This window comes from Zoogloea ramigera (assembly GCF_006539865.1).
Classification (GTDB): Bacteria; Pseudomonadota; Gammaproteobacteria; order Burkholderiales; family Rhodocyclaceae; genus Zoogloea; species Zoogloea ramigera.
Genome location: NZ_BJNV01000021.1, coordinates 1 through 17,705, shown reverse-complemented (window position 1 = coordinate 17,705; position 17,705 = coordinate 1). Strand labels below are relative to the sequence as shown.

Here is a 17,705-nt window from a genome sequence, read left to right as displayed (position 1 = left end):
CCTGGAAGGCATCCATGCGGTTCTCGAGGCAGCGGAAAGCGGTCAACTGCCGTTTCTAGGTTCAACACGCACCGCCGGCCCACATTGCACGCAAGACGGGCAGATAATCGCCGTTATCACTCAACATCTGCCACCTGCCCAACCGCCTCGCGCCCCACCTGCGAACATGGACGCTCCTTTCCCCTCTGCCGGTGACGACCCGTGGGACTTTCCGATGTCCCTGTTCGAGCACTTTCCCACGCTCATCTGGCGTGCCGGCACCGACACCCACTGCAACTACTTCAACCAGACCTGGCTCGACTTCACCGGCCGCAGCCTCGCCGAGGAGGTGGGTAACGGCTGGACGCGGGGCGTTCACAGCGAAGACTTCGACCGCTGCGTGCGCACCTACCTCGAGCACTTCGCGGTGCGCACCCCCTTCGAGATGGAATACCGGCTGCGCCGCCACGACGGCGAGTACCGCTGGATCATCGACGCCGGCCGCCCGATCTACGCCCGCAACGGCGAGTTCGCCGGCTACATCGGCTCCTGCCTCGACATCACCGACCGCCGCAACACCGAGGCCGAGCTGCGCGACCGCGAGCAGCACATGCGCACCCTGCTGTCGGCGATGGGCGAAGGCGTGATCCTGCGCGACGCCACGGGCCGGGTGCAGAGCTACAACGCCGCCGCCGCCGAGCTGCTCGGCCTCAGCCCCCAGGAGATGGCCGACTGGCAGACCGAGGACGGCCGCCTGCGCTATTTCGATGAAAACGGCGACATCTTCCCGCCCCGTCACATTCCGTCCCTGCGCGCGCTGGCCAGCGGCAAACCCAAAACCGGCACCCTCGGCATCGAGCGCCCGGACGGCAGCCGGCGCTGGCTGTGGATCAACGCCAAGCCCTTCTTCGACGACGAGAGCGGCGAGCTCCGCGGCGTGGTCAGCACCCTCGCCGACATCACCCTCGGGCGGGAGCACGAAGAGCAGCGGCGGCTCGCCCTCACGGTGTTCCGCAACAGCGTCGAGGCGATCATCGTCACCGACGCCGAAGAGCGCATCCTGTCGGTCAACCAGGCCTTCACCGAGGTCACCGGCTATGCGGCCGAGGACGTCATCGGCAAGACGCCGCGCCTGCTCGGCTCGGGCACCCACGGCCGCGAGTTCTACGAAGCCATGTGGCGCGACCTGCGCATCCTCGGCGTCTGGAAGGGCGAGATCCAGGACCGCCGCAAGGACGGCAGCCTCTACCCGGCCTCCCTGTCGATCAGCACGGTGCGCGACAGCAACGGCCGCATCACCCACTACGTGGCGGTGTTTTCCGACATCACCGAGCGCAAGGCCTCGGAGGCCCGCATCGCCTACCTGGCCCAGCACGACGCCCTCACCGGCCTGCCCAACCGGGCCCTGCTGCAGGACCGTCTCGACCAGGCCCTGGCCCACGCCACCCGCCAGGGCAAGCGCATCGCGCTGATGTTCCTCGACCTCGACCGCTTCAAGACCATCAACGACTCCCTCGGCCACCTCACCGGCGACAAGCTGCTGCAGGGGGTGGCCGGGCGGCTCCGCCAATGCGTCCGCGAGACCGACACGGTGAGCCGGCAGGGGGGCGACGAATTCATCATCGTGCTCACCGGCGTCGATTCACCCGACGAGGCCGGGCGGGTCGCCGCCAAGATCCTCGACCAGCTGGATGCGGCCTTCGACGTGGACGGCCAGCAGCTGCGCACCTCGTTCTCGATCGGCATCGCCCTCTTCCCGGAGGACGGCCATGACCCCGAGACGCTCATGAAGAACGCCGACACGGCCATGTACCACGCCAAGGAGAGCGGCCGTAACACCTACCGCTTCTTCGACGAGCGCATGAACGTGAACACCCTCGAGCGCCTGCAGCTCGAGAACGGCCTGCGCCAGGCCATCGGCCGCCAGGAGCTGCGGCTCGCCTACCAGGCCCAGGTGGATCTGGCCAGCGGCCGCATCATCGGCCTCGAGGCGCTGCTGCGCTGGGCCAGCGAGCCCCTCGGCAACGTGCCGCCGTCCCGCTTCATCCCGCTCGCCGAGGAGTGCGGGCTGATCATCCCGATCGGCGACTGGGTGCTGCGGGAGGCCTGCCGCCAGGCCCGCCAGTGGCAGGACGCGGGCCTCGACCCGGTGCCGGTGGGGGTCAATCTGTCGGCGCTGCAGTTTCGCCGCAGCGACATCGTCGCGGGGGTCGCCGCGGCCCTCGACGAGAGCGGCCTGGACGGCCGCTGGCTGGAGCTCGAGCTCACCGAGTCGCTGCTGATGGAATCCGGCCCCGACGTGATCCTCACCCTCGGCCGCCTGAAGGCGCTGGGCGTGCGCCTGTCGATCGACGACTTCGGCACCGGCTACTCCAGCCTCGCCTACCTCAAGCGCTTCCCGGTCGACCGGCTCAAGATCGACCAGAGCTTCGTGCGCGACCTGGCCCAGAACCCGGACGACGCGGTGATCATCCGCACCATCATCCAGCTCGGCCACAACCTGCGCCTCGAAGTCATCGCCGAGGGCACCGAGACCCTCGAGCAGATGGACTTCCTGCGCCGCGAAGGCTGCACCGCCGCCCAGGGCTACCTGTTCAGCCGCCCCGTGCCGGCCGACGCCATCCCGGCCCTGCTGCAGCGCGGCCTGCCCCTCAACCGCTGAAGGCCGCCCCCATCGCGGCCAGCGCCTCGGCCACCCCGGGTTCGCCCTCGGCCGGGGCCCAGGTGCCCCACTCGGCATCCAGCGGCACCGCGTAGGGGCCGGCCTTGGCCTCGATGAACAGCGTCCCGGCCGCCAGGCACACGATGCTGTGGAAGACCCCGGGCGGAATGTTGTAGCCGATCACCGCCCCGCCCGGCGCCATCTCGCGGGCCGCCTGCAGCCGCCCCTCGTCATCGAACACCAGCACCCCGAGCCGCCCGCGCAGCACGATGATGGTCTCGGCCTTGTTGGGGTCGAGGTGACGATGGGGCCGCACGTAAGAGCCGGGCTCCATCGCCACCAGCATCCGATGCGCCGGCGCCTCCGGGCTGTCATGCAGGTTGTGATGGGCCCGCAGGCGGGGCACGTCGCGCGCGCGGGCGCTGAGTTCGTCGAGCAGGGCGGCGTCTAAGAAGAAATCGGACATGGGGTGGGTGGGGAGTGGGAAATGGGTAATGGGGATTGGGTGGAGCGGGCTCGACGGGCGTCACCCGGAGGCAGGCTGCGGAGGGGCGTTGGGGGAGTCGGGTCGGAGTGAGGATGGGCTAGGTTTGAGCGAGGACGAGTCAGGTCTGAGCGAGGCTGGGCTAGGTTTGAGCGAGGACGAGTCAGGTCTGAGTGAGGCTGGGTCAGGTCTGAGTGAGGACGAGTCAGGTCTGAGTGAGGCTGGGTCAGGTCTGAGCGAGGACGAGTCAGGTTTGAGTGAGGCTGGGTCAGGTCTGAGCGAGGACGAGTCAGGTTTGAGCGAGGCTGGGTCAGGTCTGAGCGAGGACGAGTCAGGTTTGAGTGAGGCTGAGTCAGGTTTGAGTGAGGCTGAGCCAGCAAACCGGGGGAGTGTCAGTGGGAACCCGCCCCCACTCCCCACTACCCACACCCCACCCTACGGATAGATCACCTCCACCGCCCCCGGCGGCAGCCATTCGCGCAGGCTGTCGAGCAGGCTGTCGTCGGGGCGTACGCGCCAGTTGGGGCCGAGGGGCAGGTCGCCCTCGGCCTGGGCGTTGCGGTAGCGCACGCGGAGCTGGCAGTCGCCCTCGCGGAAGGGTTCGAGGGCGGCCTGCAGGCGATCGACGGCCGCCACCGGGCCGCCGGCCTCGCCCACCTCGCCGTTGAGCCGCAGCTGCAGCGCCCGGGCGAAGCGGCCGCGGGCTTCGCCGAGGGTCATCAGCTTGTCGGCGACGATGCGCAGGCCGCCCGAGAAGTCGTCGTTGCTCACCTTCACCTCGACGATCAGCACCTCATCGATGACGATGCGCTGGCGGTTGTTGTCGAAGACCTCGGAGAACACCGACACCTCCCGCGGCGTGGTGCCGTCGTCGAGGAGCACGAAGGCGATCTTGCCGCGGGCGGTCATCTTGGCGCGCACCTCCATCACGACCCCGGCGAGGGTGATGAGCTCCTTGCTCGGCTCGAGCTGGGACAGGGGGCGCCGCACGAAGCGCCGCACCTCGTCCCGGAAGGCGTTGAAGGGGTGGCCGGATAGAAAGAAGCCGATGGCGAGCTTCTCCTCACGCAGCTTGTCGCGCTCGCCCCACGGGCGCACCTTGACGTAGTCGGCCATCGGCGGCGCGGCTTCGCCGGGAATGTCGAAGAGGCCGCCCTGCAGGGCGTTGGCGGCGATCTGGTCGGCGGCCTCGATGGCCAGGCCGACACTGGCGAGCAGGGTGTGACGCTCGGCCGGCTGGCTGGGAGCGATGGTGTCGAAGGCGCCGGCCCGCACCAGGGCTTCAATGACGCGGCGGTTGGCGAGGCGCTTGTCGACGCGGCAGGCGAAGTCGAAGAGGTCCTTGAAGGGCCCGCCCTTGTCGCGCGCGGCCAGGATCGCCCGCACCGCCGGCTCGCCGACGCCCTTCACGGCGCCGAGGCCGTAGCGGATGGTCTTGGAATCGGTGGGCACGAAGCGGTAGTCGGAGGCGTTCACGTCCGGCGGCAGCACCTTGATGCCGTTGGCCACCGTGTCTTCGTAGAAGATCTTGATGGTGTCGGTGTTGTCCAGGTCGGCCGACATGGTGGCCGCCATGAAGGCCGAGCAGTGGTAGGCCTTGAGCCAGGCAGTGTGGTAGGTGACCACCGCGTAGGCGGCCGTGTGCGACTTGTTGAAGCCGTACTCGGCAAACTTGGTCATCAGGTCGAAGAGCTGCTCGGCCAGCGCCGGGTCGTAGCCCTTGGCCTTGGCACCGGCGGCGATGGTCTCGCGGTGCTTGGCCATCTCGTCGGCCTTCTTCTTGCCCATCGCCCGGCGCAGCATGTCGGCGCCGCCCAGGGTATAGCCCCCGATGATCTGGGAGATCTGCATCACCTGTTCCTGGTACACGATCACCCCGTAGGTGGGCGACAGGCAGGCGGTGAGGTCGGGGTGGAAGTAGTCGATGGCCTGCTGGCCCTTTTTACGCAGGATGAAGTCGTCCACCATGCCCGAGCCGAGCGGCCCCGGGCGGTAGAGCGCCAGCACGGCGATGATGTCCTCGAAACGGTCGGGGGCGAGCTTTTTAAGGAGCTTCTTCATGCCGTCCGATTCCACCTGGAAGATCGCGGTGGTGTTGGCTTCGCGGAGGATCTGGTAGGCGGCCTGGTCTTCGAAGCCGAGGCTCATCAGATCGGGCCGGCTGCCTGTCAGCTGCTTCACGTATTCGAGGGCGAGCTCGATGATGGTGAGGTTCCGGAGGCCCAGGAAGTCGAACTTGACGAGGCCCACCGCCTCCACGTCGTCCTTGTCGAACTGGGACACCGGGGTGGCGTCCTCGCCGTCGGCGATGTAGAGCGGGCAGAAGTCGGTGAGCTTGCCCGGCGCGATCAGCACCCCGCCGGCGTGCATGCCGACGCCGCGGGTGAGGCCCTCGAGGGGCTCGGCGAGGCTCCACAGCTCCTGGATCGACTCGCCGTCGCTGGAGTCGTTCATCAGCTCGTTGATCTGCGGCTCCTGGGCGCGGGCGTCGGAGAGCGACAGGGGCTTGTTCTGCACCACCGGGATCAGCTTGGAGAGGCGGTCGCACAGGCCGTAGGGCAGGTCGAGCACGCGGCCGACGTCGCGCACCACGGCCTTCGAGGCCATGGTGCCGAAGGTGGCGATCTGGCTGACGGCGTCCTTGCCGTAGCGCTCGCGCACGTATTCGATCACGCGGTAGCGGTTGTCCTGGCAGAAGTCGATGTCGAAGTCGGGCATCGACACCCGCTCGGGGTTGAGGAAGCGCTCGAACAGCAGCGCGTAGGCGAGCGGGTCGATGTCGGTGATCTTGAGCGAATAGGCCACCAGCGAGCCGGCACCCGAGCCCCGCCCCGGGCCCACCGGCACGCCGTTGGCCTTGCCCCACTGGATGAAGTCGGCAACGATCAGGAAGTAGCCCGGGAAGCCCATCTGGATGATGGTGTCGGTCTCGAACTTGAGCCGGTCTTCGTAGCGCTGGCGCTGCTGCTCGCGCTCCTCGGGCTGCGGGTAGAGCTGGACGAGGCGCTCCTCGAGGCCGGCCTTGGCTTCCTGGATCAGGAAGTCGTCGAGGCTCATGCCCTCGGGCGTCGGGAAGAGCGGCAGGAAGTTCTTGCCCAGCTGCACCGTGAGCGAGCAGCGGCGGGCGATCTCGACGCTGTTCTCGAGGGCCTCGGGCAGGTCGGCGAAGAGCGCCGCCATCTCGTCCTGGGTCTTGAAGTACTGCTGCTCGGTGAAGTCTTTCGGCCGGCGCTTGTCGGACAGCACGTAGCCCTCGGCGATGCACACCCGGGCCTCGTGGGCCTTGAAGTCTTCGGGGCGGGTGAACTGGATCGGGTGGGTCGCCACCACCGGCAGCTCGAGCTTGGCGGCGATCGCCACGGCCTCGCGGATGTAGGTCTCGGTGCCCGGGTGGCCGGCGCGCTGGAGCTCGATGTAGAAGCCGCCAGGAAAACGCCGCGACCAGTCGGCCGCGAGCTGTTCGGCGAGGCGGGTGTTACCGGCGGCCAGCGCATGGCCCACGTCGCCGTCACGGGCGCCGGAGATGCACAGCAGGTCGGAGGCGGACTCGGCGGTCAGCCAGTCGCGGCGGATCTCGGCCCGGCCGCGGTACTTGTTCTCCATGTAGGCGCGGGTCAGCAGTTCGCACAGCTGGCCGTAGCCCTGGCGGTTCTTGCAGATCAGCAGCACCCGGTAGGGCTTGTCCCGGTCGGGCTCGGCGGTGATCCAGCAGTCGGCGCCGATGACGGGCTTGATGCCCTTGCCACGGGCGCCCTTGTAGAACTTGACCATCCCGAACAGGTTGGCCAGATCGGAGATGCCGAGGGCCGGCATGCCGTCGGCGGCAGCGCGGGCGATGGCGGCATCCACCTGCACGATCCCGTCGGAGATCGAGTATTCGGTGTGAACGCGCAGATGGACGAAACGGGGGGCGTGGGATTCAGGCATCCGCGGATTTTACCCGCCACCCGCGGCCCCATCACCCCCAGGGTGCAATTTCTCGCTGCGGCGCTAGCGCCCGGCGGCCTCCAGCGACCGGCGCAGGCGCATCTGCAGGAGGATGTTGTCGGCCTGCAGCTGCAGGCTGCGGGAGCGCTCGAACCACAACGGCTGCCGGGTCTCGAAGCCCTGCACCATGGCCTGGAGCGCGTCGCGGCGGGTCTGGGCGTAATGCACCAGCTCGTCGCGCTGCATCTCCTGGCCGGCCGGGACCTGGCGCCAGCCGAGCTGGGTGATGGCGCGCTCCCAGCGGGGGATGAGGTCGTGCTCGAGCTTGTCGAGGGCGGCGCTGTCGCTCAGGCGTTTCTGGCGCAGCGCCTCGAGGAGCGCGGCCTGCTCCCGCAGCAGCTCCTGCTCGTCCACCGAGAAGCGCTGCAGGGCCTGGGTGTAGGCGCTGTCCACCTCGAAGCGGCGCACGCTCTGGGGCGCCGACCACCACAACCCGGCCCCGAGCGCGATGCTGAGGGCGACCCCGCCCAGCGCCCGGGGCGAGCGCCAGCTCACCGGCTCGGGCGCCACCACCGGCTGGGCCAGCGCCGCGCCCATCACCAGCCCACCGAGCAGCCCGCCCAGGTGGGCGGCGTTGTCGATACCGGGGATGGAGAAGCCTGCAAACAGCGAATAACCGATGAAGCCCAGCGTCCCCGCGCGCATCTCGCGGAAGATCTCGTTGGGCACCGAGCCGCGCTGGAGCACCAGATAGGCCAGCAGCGCGCCATAGACGCCGAAGATCGCCCCCGAGGCGCCCACGCTCACCGGCCCCGGCTTCCACCACAGGCTGGCCAGGTTGCCCAGCAGCCCGGCCACCAGGTAGAGCACTGCGAAACCGGCACGGCCATACAAGCGCTCGACCACCTGCCCGGCCTGGTGCAGGGCCCACATGTTGAGGCCCACGTGGAGCAGCCCGCCGTGCAGGAAGAGCGCCGTGAAGAGGCGCCACGGCTCGTCCTTCTGGACCAGCGGTGCGAAGTTTCCGCCCATCCGGATCAGCAGATCGGAGGGGATCTGCATCGGGTTCATGCACAGGAGGGCGAGCAGCGCGAAGATCAACGCATTGGCGACCACCAGGGCGCGTGTGACCACCGCCCCCTCGACCCGGGAAAACAGCACGTTGATGAAAGTGTCGTAGTTCAAGGAGAGCGCCAGGCTGGTGACAGATCGATCCCGATTATACCCACGGCCTCCCCCTCGCCGCCCCCGACCTGCCGGCCTCGCCCCGCCGGCCCGGCCGGTGTTTCGTGACGGATGGCCGCAAGCATCACAACAAGGCGCAAGCCACCCGATTTGAGGCAATATAATAAAAGGTTATCTCGCACACCCCAGGGCACCATGATCCACGTCCTCAAGCACGTCGAATCGATCACCCAGCACCGGGACCGCAGCCTGCTCGAGGCCGGCGTTGCATCGGCCCTCTTCGAGCTGGTGAAGGCGAAGGAGGTCAACCTCTACAAGGTGCAGTCCGAAGAGAGCGGCCATTTTCTCGAGCGGGTCACCCACGTCGGCCAGGATGGCCTGCGTTTCAACTCCGAGTTCGAGCCGGGCAGCGACCCGGTGCCGGTCAGCACACGGCCCGAGATGCAGGCCTGCGTCGAAGCGGCCCAGATCGTCCGGCGCCACGATGAGGCGGGCGGAGTGTTCGTGCATTGCTTCCCGATCCGCGTCGAACGGGGCGTGCTGGGGGTGCTCGAGGTCATCTGCGCCGCGCCCCTCGACGATGACGACCTGGGCACCGCCGAAGGCTTTCTGGGGCTCTACCGCAACTACCTCAACCTGCTCGACTACAGCGAGCGCGACACCCTTACGGGGCTGCGCAACCGCAAGACCTTCGACGAGAACATCGGCAAGATTCTCGGCAACATCGCCCGCCCCACCGACGACGACAAGCGCCGTCGACGCCCCGAGGACAGCCACCAGCACTGGCTGGCGGTGGTGGACGTGGATCACTTCAAGCGGGTCAATGACCAGTTCGGCCACCTGTACGGCGACGAGGTGCTGCTGCTGCTCGCCCGCATCATGCGCCAGAGCTTCCGGCAGCAGGACAAGCTGTTCCGCTTCGGCGGAGAAGAGTTCGTGGTGGTGCTGCGGGCGGCGACCGAGGCCGAGGTGCACCGCGCCCTCGAGCGCTTTCGCCGGGCCGTCGAAGACTACAACTTTCCGCAGATCGGCCGGGTGACCGCCAGCATCGGCTACACCATGATCAAGCCCGAGGACACCATCCCCGAGATCGTCGGGCGGGCCGACGACGCGCTGTATGTGGCCAAGGAAAACGGCCGCAACCAGCTCGCCAACTACGAGGCCCTGCTGGCCGAAGGCATGATCTCGGTGCGCGAGCAGCCCTCCGGCGACATCGAACTCTTCTGAAAACCGGCACAGCGCCGCGCCCCCAAAGCCGGGGGCGCGTGCTTACCTGGCGGCGGCCTGGGCCGGCAGATCCTTCAGGGCCTGCTTGCGCTCGCCTTCGGCAGCGTAGATGCGGCCCTGCTGCTCATCGGTGAGCGGCGCCTTCAGGTCGCGCTCGAGGGCGTTGTAGATGCGCGGCAGGCGGTCGGTCAGGCGGCCCTTGGCGGGGATCGCCCGAAGCACCTGCTCGCGGCTCGCCCCGCTGATGAGCATCACCTTCTGCACAAAAGCCTCCTCGATGCGGCGGGTTTCGGCCTGCAGGTAGGCCACCTGGATCGGCGTCAGGACGGGTGCCGCGGGCGACTGGGCGAGGCCCGGCCGGGGCGACAGACCGAGGGACAGGACAAGAAGGGCCGCCAGCAGGCCGCCGCGGGAAATCAGGCTTTTCATGTTCACGGAATCAATACGGTGGAGCCGGTGGTACGCCGCGCCTCGAGCGCCGCGTGGGCCAGCGCGGCATCCTTGAGGGGATAACGCTGGTTGACCGAGATGCGCACCTGCCCCGCGGCGACCATGGCAAAGAGCTCGTCGGCCATCGCCAGCAGGTCGGCCCGGCGGGCGGTGTAGTGGAACAGGGTCGGCCGGGTGAGGAACAGGGAGCCCATCTTCGCCAGCAGGGCCGGCTCGAAGGCCGGCACCGGCCCCGAGGCGTTGCCGAAACTGACCATCATGCCGAGGGGGCGCAGGCAGGCCAGGGAGTCCATGAAGGTATCCTTGCCGATCGAGTCGTAGACCACCGGCACACCCTCACCGGCGGTGATCTCGCGCACCCGCACCGAGACCTTCTCGCGGCTCGTCACGATGGGGTGGTCGCAGCCGTGGCTGCGGGCGAGTTCGGCCTTCTCGTCGGAGCTCACGGTGCCGATCACGGTGGCGCCGAGGGCCTTTGCCCACTGGCAGACGATCAGCCCGACGCCGCCGGCCGCGGCATGGATGAGGATGGTGTCGCCCGGCTGCACGCGATAGGTGCGCCGCAGCAGGTACTGGGCGGTGAGGCCCTGCATCATGACCGCTGCGCCCTGCTCGAAGGACAGCGCGTCGGGCAGCTTCACCAGCTCACAGGCGGCAATGTTGCGCGCTTCGGAGTAAGCCCCCAGCGGCCCGCCCGCGTAGGCGACCCGGTCGCCCGGGGCGAATTCGGTGACGCCCTCGCCCACCGCCTCCACGACGCCGGCAGCCTCTTGGCCGAGGCCGGACGGCAGCGGCACCGGGTAGAGCCCGGAGCGATGATAGGTGTCGATGAAATTGACGCCGACCGCCAGGTGGCGGACCTGCACCTCGCCGGTAGCCGGCGCAGGCAGGCTGGCCTCGACCCATTGCAGGACGTCGGGGCCGCCGATGCGGTCAAAGCGGATGAGACGGGGCATGCGTCACCTCAGGCAGATCTGTATGACACAGATTGTACCGGACGAAGTGAGGCAGACGCATGACCGCCGCCCCGGGTTGCGGGGCGGCGTGCCGGACAGCGTTAGACCGGCGATTCCTCGCGCTGCTCGCGGGCATCCACCACCGCCAGCGCGGTCATGTTCACCAGCCGGCGCACCGACGCCGACGGGGTGAGGATGTGCACCGCCCGGGCGCTGCCCAGCAGGATCGGGCCGACCGCCACGCCGTCGCCGTTGGCCACCTTGAGCAGGTTGAAGGCGATGTTGGCGGCGTCCAGGTTGGGCATCACCAGCAGGTTGGCCTCGCCGTGGAGGGTCGAGTCCGGGTGCAGGCGATCGCGGATCTCCGGCGACAGGGCCGAGTCACCGTGCATCTCGCCGTCGCACTGCAGGTCGGGGGCCTTGAGGCGCAGGATGTCGCGGGCCGCGCGCATCTTCTGGGACGAGGAGCTGCGGGCGCTGCCGAAGTTGGAGTGGGACAGCAGGGCCACCTTCGGCTCGATGCCGAAACGGCGCATCTCGTCGGCCGCCATCAGGGCGATCTCGGCGGTTTCCTCGGCGTTGGGCATCTCGTTCACGTAGGTGTCGGCGATCGCCAGCACGCGCTTGGGCAGCAGCAGGATGTTCATGGAGGCGAACAGGCTGGCGCCGCGCTTCTGGCCGATGAGGTTCTCGACGTGGCGGAAGTGCTGGTCGTAGGAGCCGGTGGTGCCGCAGATCAGGGCGTCGGCGTCGCCGCGGCGCAGCAGCATGCAGCCGATCAGGGTGGAGTCGGCGCGCAGGGCCTCGCGGGCGGAATCCGGCGTGACGCCGTCGCGGCCCATCAGGCGGTAGTACTCTTGCCACAGCTCGCGATAGCGGCTGTCGGACTCGATGTTGACCACATCGAAATCACGGCCGGACTTGAGGTTGAGGCCGAGCTTCTCGATGCGCATGTCGATCACCGACGGGCGGCCGATGAGGATCGGGCGCGCCAGGTTTTCGTCAACAACCGCCCGCACGGCGCGCAGCACGCGCTCGCTCTCGCCTTCCGAGTAGAGCACGCGCTTGTTCTCGAGGGACACGCTCTTGGCGCGGGTGAACACCGGCTTCATGACGATGCCGGACTGATACACGAACTCGTTGAGGCTCTGGATGTAAGCCTCCATGTCGATCTCGCGCGTGGCGACGCCCGAGTCGATGGCGGCCTGGGCCACGGCCGGGGCGATCTTGACGATCAGGCGCGGGTCGAAGGGCTTCGGAATCAGGTAGTTGGGGCCGAAGTTGAGGTCGGCGTCACGGTAGGCCTGGGCCACCACGTCGGACGACTCGGCCTCGGCCAGCTCGGCGATCGCCTTCACGCAGGCGAGCTTCATCTCCTCGGTGATCTTGGTGGCCGCCACGTCGAGGGCGCCCCGGAAGATGAAGGGGAAGCACAGCACGTTGTTCACCTGGTTCGGATAGTCCGAACGGCCGGTGGCGATGATCGCGTCGGGGCGCACTTCCTTGGCCAGCTCGGGCATGATCTCGGGCGTCGGGTTGGCCAGCGCGAAGATCAGCGGCTTGTCGGCCATGCTCTTGACCATGTCCTGCTTGAGCACGCCGGAGGTGGACAGGCCGAGGAAGACGTCAGCACCGACCATCGCGTCGGCGAGGGTGCGGAACTCGGTATTCTGGGCGTAGCGGGCCTTGGTGGGCTCCATGTTCTCGTCGCGGCCCACGTAGATCACGCCCTTGGAGTCGCACACGTAAACGTTCTCGCGGCGGATGCCGAGGCCGCACCACAGCTCGAGGCAGGCGATCGCCGCGGCGCCGGCGCCGGAGCACACCACCTTGACGTCCTCGATCTTCTTGCCCACCACCTTGAGGCCGTTGAGCATCGCCGCCGCCGAGATGATCGCGGTGCCGTGCTGGTCGTCGTGGAAGACCGGAATGTTCATGCGCTCACGCAGCTTCTTCTCGATGTAGAAGCACTCGGGCGCCTTGATGTCTTCGAGGTTGATGCCGCCGAGCGTGGGCTCGAGGGCGGCGATGATGTCGATGAGCTTGTCCGGGTCGTTCTCGGCCAGTTCGATGTCGAACACGTCGATATTGGCGAACTTCTTGAACAGGCAACCCTTGCCTTCCATAACCGGCTTGGCGGCCAGCGGGCCGATGTTGCCCAGGCCCAGCACCGCGGTGCCGTTGGTGACCACCGCCACCAGATTGCCGCGGGAGGTGTATTCCTGCGCATCGGCCGGGTCGGCAACGATCGCATCGCAGGCAGCCGCCACGCCCGGCGAATAGGCCAGCGCCAGGTCACGCTGGTTGGTCAGGCCCTTGGTGGGCACCACCGAGATCTTGCCGCGGGTCGGGCTGCGGTGGTATTCGAGGGCGGCGGCGATGAAATCCTTGTCCATGTATCTCTCTTCTTCTCGCTAGTTATTGTTCTGACGGCGTTGCGGCACAAACGCAGCGTCGACAGCGGAAAAACGGCCCTCATCCGCTAGATGGATGATCGTGGCCGGAAGTCTTGAACCCTGGTGTTGCCCGGAAACGGGCAGTCGCTCATGCGGAGCCCGGCGCACCAACGCTTGCAGTTGGCAGCCCGCCTGCCGCATGAGGACAAGAACGCGCCATCGGTACAGCGGCGTACACTGCCTGTTCTCAATCAATAAGAGTTTACCCGAGGAGCCGTGATTTCGCACCCTCGGTAAATACGGAGAGACCCCGATTGCGTGGCACAATCGCGCGCATTCCAAAATATTCCGCACAAAGGGGAGAGAAGATGCGACGCGTGGTGTTCAACCAGAAGGGCGGCGTGGGCAAATCCACCATCACCTGCAACCTGGCTGCGATCAGCGCCCACAACGGCCTGCGCACCCTGGTGGTCGACCTCGACCCCCAGGGCAACTCGACCCACTACCTGCTGGGCGATTCCGCCGACGACGCCGAGAACACCGTGGCCGGCCTCTTCGAGCAGAGCCTGAACTTCAAGTTCAACCCCAAAAAAACCGCCGACTTCATCCACGCCACGCCTTATTCCGGGCTGGCCATCATGCCGTCCCACCCCGATCTGGGCGACCTGCAAAGCAAGCTCGAGTCCCGTTACAAGATCTTCAAGTTGCGCGAGGCCCTCGACGAGATCGCCGACGACTTCGACGCGGTCTTCATCGACACCCCGCCGGCGCTCAACTTCTACACCCGCTCGGCACTGATCGCCACCCAGCGCTGCCTGATCCCCTTCGACTGCGACGACTTCTCGCGCCGGGCGCTTTACGCGCTGCTCGACAACGTCCAGGAGATCAAGGCCGACCACAACCGCGACCTACAGGTCGAGGGCATCGTGGTGAACCAGTTCCAGCCCCGCGCCAGCCTGCCCCAGAAGCTGGTCCAGGAGCTCATCGCCGAAGGCCTGCCGCTCTTCAAGACCTATCTTTCCAGCTCGATCCGCATCCGCGAGAGCCACGAGCAGGCCAAGCCGATGATCCACCTCGACCCGAAGCACAAGCTCACCCAGGAATTCGTCGCCCTGCACGCCGAGCTGCAGGCCTGACGCTTTCGCCCGCAAGCCGGCCCGCCGCGGCCGGCAGGGCACTCAGCCCTTCAGCGTCTCCGCGTGGCGCGGCGCGCGGTAGAAGGTCAGGATGCGGCGCACGTATTCCTGGGTTTCGGCAAAGGGCGGCACGCCCTTGTAGCGCAGCACGTTGCCCTCGCCCGCGTTGTAGGCCGCCGCCGCCAGCGCCACGTCGCCCTTGAACTGGCTGAGCAGCCAGCGCAGGTAGGCCAGGCCGCCGCGCACGTTCTGCTCGGGGTCGAGGGCGTCGCGCACGCCGAAACGCTCGGCGGTGTCGGGGATCAATTGCATCAGCCCGAGGGCGTTCTTCGGCGAGCGGGCCGCCGCGTCGAAGTTGGATTCTGTACGCACGATCGCCAGCGCAAGGCGCGGGTCCACCTTGAAACGCGGCGCCAGCTTCTGCACCAGCATGGCGTGGCGGCGCTTGTCGGTCGGCAAGGCCTTCACGAAACGCTCGACCACCTCGTGGGGCACCACCTCGTTCACATCAGCAGCCACCACCGGCGCCGCGCCGGTGAGCAGGCAATCGGGCAGTCGCTCGCCCACGCCCAGCCCGCCCACCAGGCTGGCCGCCTTCTCGTGGCCGCGCTGGGCCGCGATCGACAGCAGCGTGAGCGCCACCTGGTTGTCCCGCGCCACGCCCTGCCCCATCAGGTACAGGCGGCCCAGGCGATACTGGCCTTCCACGCTGCCGTCCCGCGCCGCCGCGCAATACTCGGCCGCCGCCACCCCGGGCTGACGCTTGAGCTCGGCCCGATAGCCGCTCTCCAGCAGGCGGGCGATGGCCGGCGGCTCCTCGCTCCACGCGGGCGCCTCGGGCTCTGCGCCGGCCGCTTGCACACCCAGGGCAGAAACGGCCAGCAGAAGCGCGGCAAGGAGGCGGGGGGCACGGGGAAGGCTCATCGGGGACGGAAAGTGAAAGGATCAGGGCCGAATGATGACGTAATCGCGGCCGCCCCGCCGTGACGGCGTTCCGCCCGCGGCCCGGATTGGGGCGTGGCGGCCGTGGACGTAACACCGCGCAACAAAAACACCGGCCCGACGGCATCGCCGGTGGCCCCGCACCATAACGGCCATGCTCCAATGGCCACCTCCGCCGCACCTGGCGGTTTCCGCATTCCAGGCGCAGCGACGGCCCCGCGACACGACGCTGCCCGGCGGAATACACGTAAAAAAGCCGGGCAAGCCCGGCTTTCATGAACCTGCAGCGGGCTCGACATCCTTACTGGACGCGAACCTCCACGCGGCGGGCTTCGGCGGGATCGGCACCACCGAGGGTCACGGCCGGCTTGCGCATCTTCACCTTGTCGGCAGCCAGGCCGGCGGCGACGAGCGCGTCCTTGACCGCCACGGCGCGGTCCTTGGCCACTTCGGCGTTCACCGCGGCACCGCCGGTTTCGTCGTGGTAGCCGGACAGCAGCACCAGCTTGGACGGGTCTTCGTTCAGCTTGGCGATGACCTTGGCGAGTTCGTCGGGCGCGCCGGCGGGCAGCTCCGCCTTGCCGGATTCGAAGTAGAACTTGACCAGCGGCTCGCCCACTTCGGCGATCTCGGGTTCTTCAGCCACCACGGCAGCCACCGGGGCGGGAGCGCGGTTCTGGCCGGTCACATAGACACTCAAGCCGATCACCAGGCCAACCACCAGCGCGATGATGCCGAACAGGATACCCAGCACGAGGTTCTGGTTGTCGTCGTCTTCTTGCATCGAAAAATCCTTTACGGGTCAAGGTTGAAATTAAGTCGCGCAAGTATACCGGTTAACCCGGATGCGCTTGAGGGGGTGGGCCGCAGAATTGTTAAATTCCCGGCCACCCGCCACTATCCGCTCCGTCGTTCGGCCAGCACCATCAGGTTTCGGGGCGTCAGGGCGCGGTCGCAGAAGGTGCCCACCTCCACCTCGAAGCCTGCCTCCTCGAGGCCCAGCGCCAGGTCCATCACCAGCCACACCTCCAGCGCCCGGCGGAAGCCGTGGCGCACCAGCTCCAGGCGCCGCACCTCGCCGCGGCGCTGCTCGCCGGCCGCCTCCCAGCGGGCCCAGTCCACCTCGTCCGGCAGCGCCAGGCCTTCACGCCCGGCCAGCAGGCGGCAGTAGTCGGCGAAGCTGCCGCCCTGCCAGGCCGTGGGCACCGGCTTGAAGGGGCGGATCGCCTCGCCCTGGAGCGCGTTGCGCAGCGCGACGAAGCCCAGCTTCCAGGCCTGGTCCCGGGCCAGCTTGTGCTGGATGCGCCGCGGCGCGGTGACGGTCTCGGTCACCGCCAGGCGCAGCGCGCCGCCATCCAGCTGCAGGTCGGCGTCGCGGCTCAAGGGGCGGTAGCCATCCTGGGCGCCCCGGTAATAACAACAGGGGGCGATCCGGTAGCCGCTCGCCCCGTCGCTGGCCGCCGACCGCACCAGCGAGCGGTGCAGCTCGCCACAGGCATGCAGCGCCAGCACCGCCTGCCCACGCACGTGGTGGCGGGAGTCGGGCGCCAGGGCGTCGGCGCACAGCACGGTCTGGGCCACGCCGGCGCGGGCGGCGAGGTGCTCGGCGTCCGCGCAGAGGGCCGGGTCGATCTCGAGCGAGCTCACCGGCAGCCCGTCGCTCACCGCCAGCCGTCGCCCCAGGTGCCCCTTGCCGGCACACCACTCCAGCAGCGGCACCCACAGGGCCGGGCTGTGGGCCGCGAAGGCCTCGATCTGCTCCCGCTTGCGGCCGGGGATGTGCCAGTCGAAATGCCGTCCGGAGGGCGGCAGCGCCCGCTGGGGCAGCGGCGCGAGGTCGCACAATTCGCCCAGCCGGGCGGCCACCGGCAGCCGCGGCGCCAGCCAGGCCCGGCAGGCGTCCGGGTCGGCGACGAGATGCTCCAGTGCCACATCGTCCAGCGCCAGCGCCGCCGCCGCAAGGGCCGGCCAGGCCTCGCACCACGGGGGCCGGCGCATATAGAAAGGCGACGGTCGCCACAGGGCTTCATGAGCCTTGAGGGCGGACTGCAACTCGAGAAAACGCTCGCGGTGGTTCATGGCAGCAGGCCTTGCAGGCCCAGGGAGGGTCGAGACCGGACGCACGATAGCAAAAGCCGGGGCGCGGGGCCCGCCTTATCGCCACGGCGTGCATTTATGCGGAAAGACGGGATTGCACCCAGCGATTTCGCTTTTGAGCGCCCCCAGGGCCGGGCTCCGCCCAGCCCGCCCCCGTGAACTTGAGGCGGCCCTGCGTTTCCTTGAGAGCATTCCAAGGCCATGCAGGCCTCGGCGGGGGCGGAGAAACATTGGCCTGTTTCTCAAGAGAACAATCGGAGTTAA

12 protein-coding genes are annotated in these 17,705 nt (G+C 68.2%); 3 read left to right on the top strand and 9 right to left on the bottom strand.

What is annotated here, in order from left to right; translation table 11 throughout:
• Nucleotides 1-166: 166 nt before the first annotated feature.
• Complete coding sequence (locus ZRA01_RS07840) at nucleotides 167-2,641, top strand: sensor domain-containing protein (RefSeq protein WP_141350999.1); 2,475 nt, start codon at nucleotides 167-169, stop codon at nucleotides 2,639-2,641.
• Here ZRA01_RS07840 and ZRA01_RS07835 read toward each other — a convergent pair.
• The 3 genes from ZRA01_RS07835 to ZRA01_RS07825 form a co-directional block, all read right to left on the bottom strand.
• The gene (locus ZRA01_RS07835; protein ID WP_141350997.1) at nucleotides 2,631-3,107 is read right to left on the bottom strand and encodes a WbuC family cupin fold metalloprotein; all 477 of its coding nucleotides are present in this window, start codon (nucleotides 3,105-3,107) and stop codon (nucleotides 2,631-2,633) included. The genes ZRA01_RS07840 and ZRA01_RS07835 overlap by 11 nt on opposite strands.
• A gap of 453 nt (nucleotides 3,108-3,560) precedes the next feature.
• Nucleotides 3,561-7,052 carry a DNA polymerase III subunit alpha gene (gene dnaE / locus ZRA01_RS07830; RefSeq protein ID WP_141350995.1) on the bottom strand — a complete coding sequence of 1,164 codons (3,492 nt, stop codon included), beginning with the start codon at nucleotides 7,050-7,052 and terminating at the stop codon, nucleotides 3,561-3,563.
• Between the two features lie 63 nt (nucleotides 7,053-7,115).
• Entirely contained in the window at nucleotides 7,116-8,237 is a 1,122-nt protein-coding gene (locus ZRA01_RS07825; protein ID WP_141350993.1) for a rhomboid family protein, read from the bottom strand.
• A 195-nt stretch (nucleotides 8,238-8,432) separates the two neighbouring features.
• On the opposite strand from ZRA01_RS07825, the gene ZRA01_RS07820 reads away from it, so the two are divergent.
• Entirely contained in the window at nucleotides 8,433-9,464 is a 1,032-nt protein-coding gene (locus tag ZRA01_RS07820) for a GGDEF domain-containing protein (RefSeq protein ID WP_170182920.1), read from the top strand.
• Nucleotides 9,465-9,506: 42 nt separating this feature from the next.
• On the opposite strand, the gene ZRA01_RS07815 is transcribed toward ZRA01_RS07820, so the two are convergent.
• From ZRA01_RS07815 to ZRA01_RS07805, 3 genes are all read right to left on the bottom strand, one after another.
• A complete protein-coding gene (locus tag ZRA01_RS07815) occupies nucleotides 9,507-9,893 on the bottom strand; it encodes a hypothetical protein (RefSeq protein ID WP_141350990.1) in 387 nt (128 codons plus the stop codon).
• A 2-nt stretch (nucleotides 9,894-9,895) separates the two neighbouring features.
• Entirely contained in the window at nucleotides 9,896-10,870 is a 975-nt protein-coding gene (locus tag ZRA01_RS07810; protein ID WP_141350988.1) for a quinone oxidoreductase family protein, read from the bottom strand.
• A gap of 101 nt (nucleotides 10,871-10,971) precedes the next feature.
• Complete coding sequence (locus ZRA01_RS07805) at nucleotides 10,972-13,266, bottom strand: NADP-dependent malic enzyme (RefSeq protein ID WP_141350986.1); 2,295 nt, start codon at nucleotides 13,264-13,266, stop codon at nucleotides 10,972-10,974.
• A gap of 368 nt (nucleotides 13,267-13,634) precedes the next feature.
• Between ZRA01_RS07805 and ZRA01_RS07800 the strand changes: the two genes are divergently transcribed.
• On the top strand, nucleotides 13,635-14,402 hold the full coding sequence (locus ZRA01_RS07800; RefSeq protein ID WP_141350984.1) for a ParA family protein: 768 nt from the start codon (nucleotides 13,635-13,637) through the stop codon (nucleotides 14,400-14,402).
• A 42-nt stretch (nucleotides 14,403-14,444) separates the two neighbouring features.
• On the opposite strand, the gene ZRA01_RS07795 is transcribed toward ZRA01_RS07800, so the two are convergent.
• The 3 genes from ZRA01_RS07795 to ZRA01_RS07785 all read right to left on the bottom strand — a co-directional run bounded on the left by ZRA01_RS07795 (nucleotide 14,445) and on the right by ZRA01_RS07785 (nucleotide 17,423).
• A complete protein-coding gene (locus ZRA01_RS07795) occupies nucleotides 14,445-15,326 on the bottom strand; it encodes a transglycosylase SLT domain-containing protein (RefSeq protein WP_141350982.1) in 882 nt (293 codons plus the stop codon).
• A gap of 319 nt (nucleotides 15,327-15,645) precedes the next feature.
• Nucleotides 15,646-16,128: an OmpA family protein gene (locus ZRA01_RS07790; protein WP_141350980.1), complete on the bottom strand. Its 483-nt coding sequence runs from the start codon at nucleotides 16,126-16,128 to the stop codon at nucleotides 15,646-15,648.
• A gap of 113 nt (nucleotides 16,129-16,241) precedes the next feature.
• A complete protein-coding gene (locus ZRA01_RS07785; protein WP_141350978.1) occupies nucleotides 16,242-17,423 on the bottom strand; it encodes a methyltransferase in 1,182 nt (393 codons plus the stop codon).
• Nucleotides 17,424-17,705 lie beyond the last annotated feature (282 nt).

Excerpts from the sequence above, each read along its gene's own strand:
- dnaE (WP_141350995.1), bottom strand. The coding sequence starts at position 7,052 with ATGCCTGAATCCCACGCCCCCCGTTTCGTCCATCTGCGCGTTCACACC.
- ZRA01_RS07820 (WP_170182920.1), top strand. The coding sequence starts at position 8,433 with ATGATCCACGTCCTCAAGCACGTCGAATCGATCACCCAGCACCGGGAC.
- ZRA01_RS07840 (WP_141350999.1), top strand. The coding sequence starts at position 167 with ATGGACGCTCCTTTCCCCTCTGCCGGTGACGACCCGTGGGACTTTCCG.
- ZRA01_RS07800 (WP_141350984.1), top strand. The coding sequence starts at position 13,635 with ATGCGACGCGTGGTGTTCAACCAGAAGGGCGGCGTGGGCAAATCCACC.
- ZRA01_RS07785 (WP_141350978.1), bottom strand. The coding sequence starts at position 17,423 with ATGAACCACCGCGAGCGTTTTCTCGAGTTGCAGTCCGCCCTCAAGGCT.
- ZRA01_RS07805 (WP_141350986.1), bottom strand. The coding sequence starts at position 13,266 with ATGGACAAGGATTTCATCGCCGCCGCCCTCGAATACCACCGCAGCCCG.
- ZRA01_RS07790 (WP_141350980.1), bottom strand. The coding sequence starts at position 16,128 with ATGCAAGAAGACGACGACAACCAGAACCTCGTGCTGGGTATCCTGTTC.
- ZRA01_RS07815 (WP_141350990.1), bottom strand. The coding sequence starts at position 9,893 with ATGAAAAGCCTGATTTCCCGCGGCGGCCTGCTGGCGGCCCTTCTTGTC.
- ZRA01_RS07835 (WP_141350997.1), bottom strand. The coding sequence starts at position 3,107 with ATGTCCGATTTCTTCTTAGACGCCGCCCTGCTCGACGAACTCAGCGCC.
- ZRA01_RS07795 (WP_141350982.1), bottom strand. The coding sequence starts at position 15,326 with ATGAGCCTTCCCCGTGCCCCCCGCCTCCTTGCCGCGCTTCTGCTGGCC.
- ZRA01_RS07810 (WP_141350988.1), bottom strand. The coding sequence starts at position 10,870 with ATGCCCCGTCTCATCCGCTTTGACCGCATCGGCGGCCCCGACGTCCTG.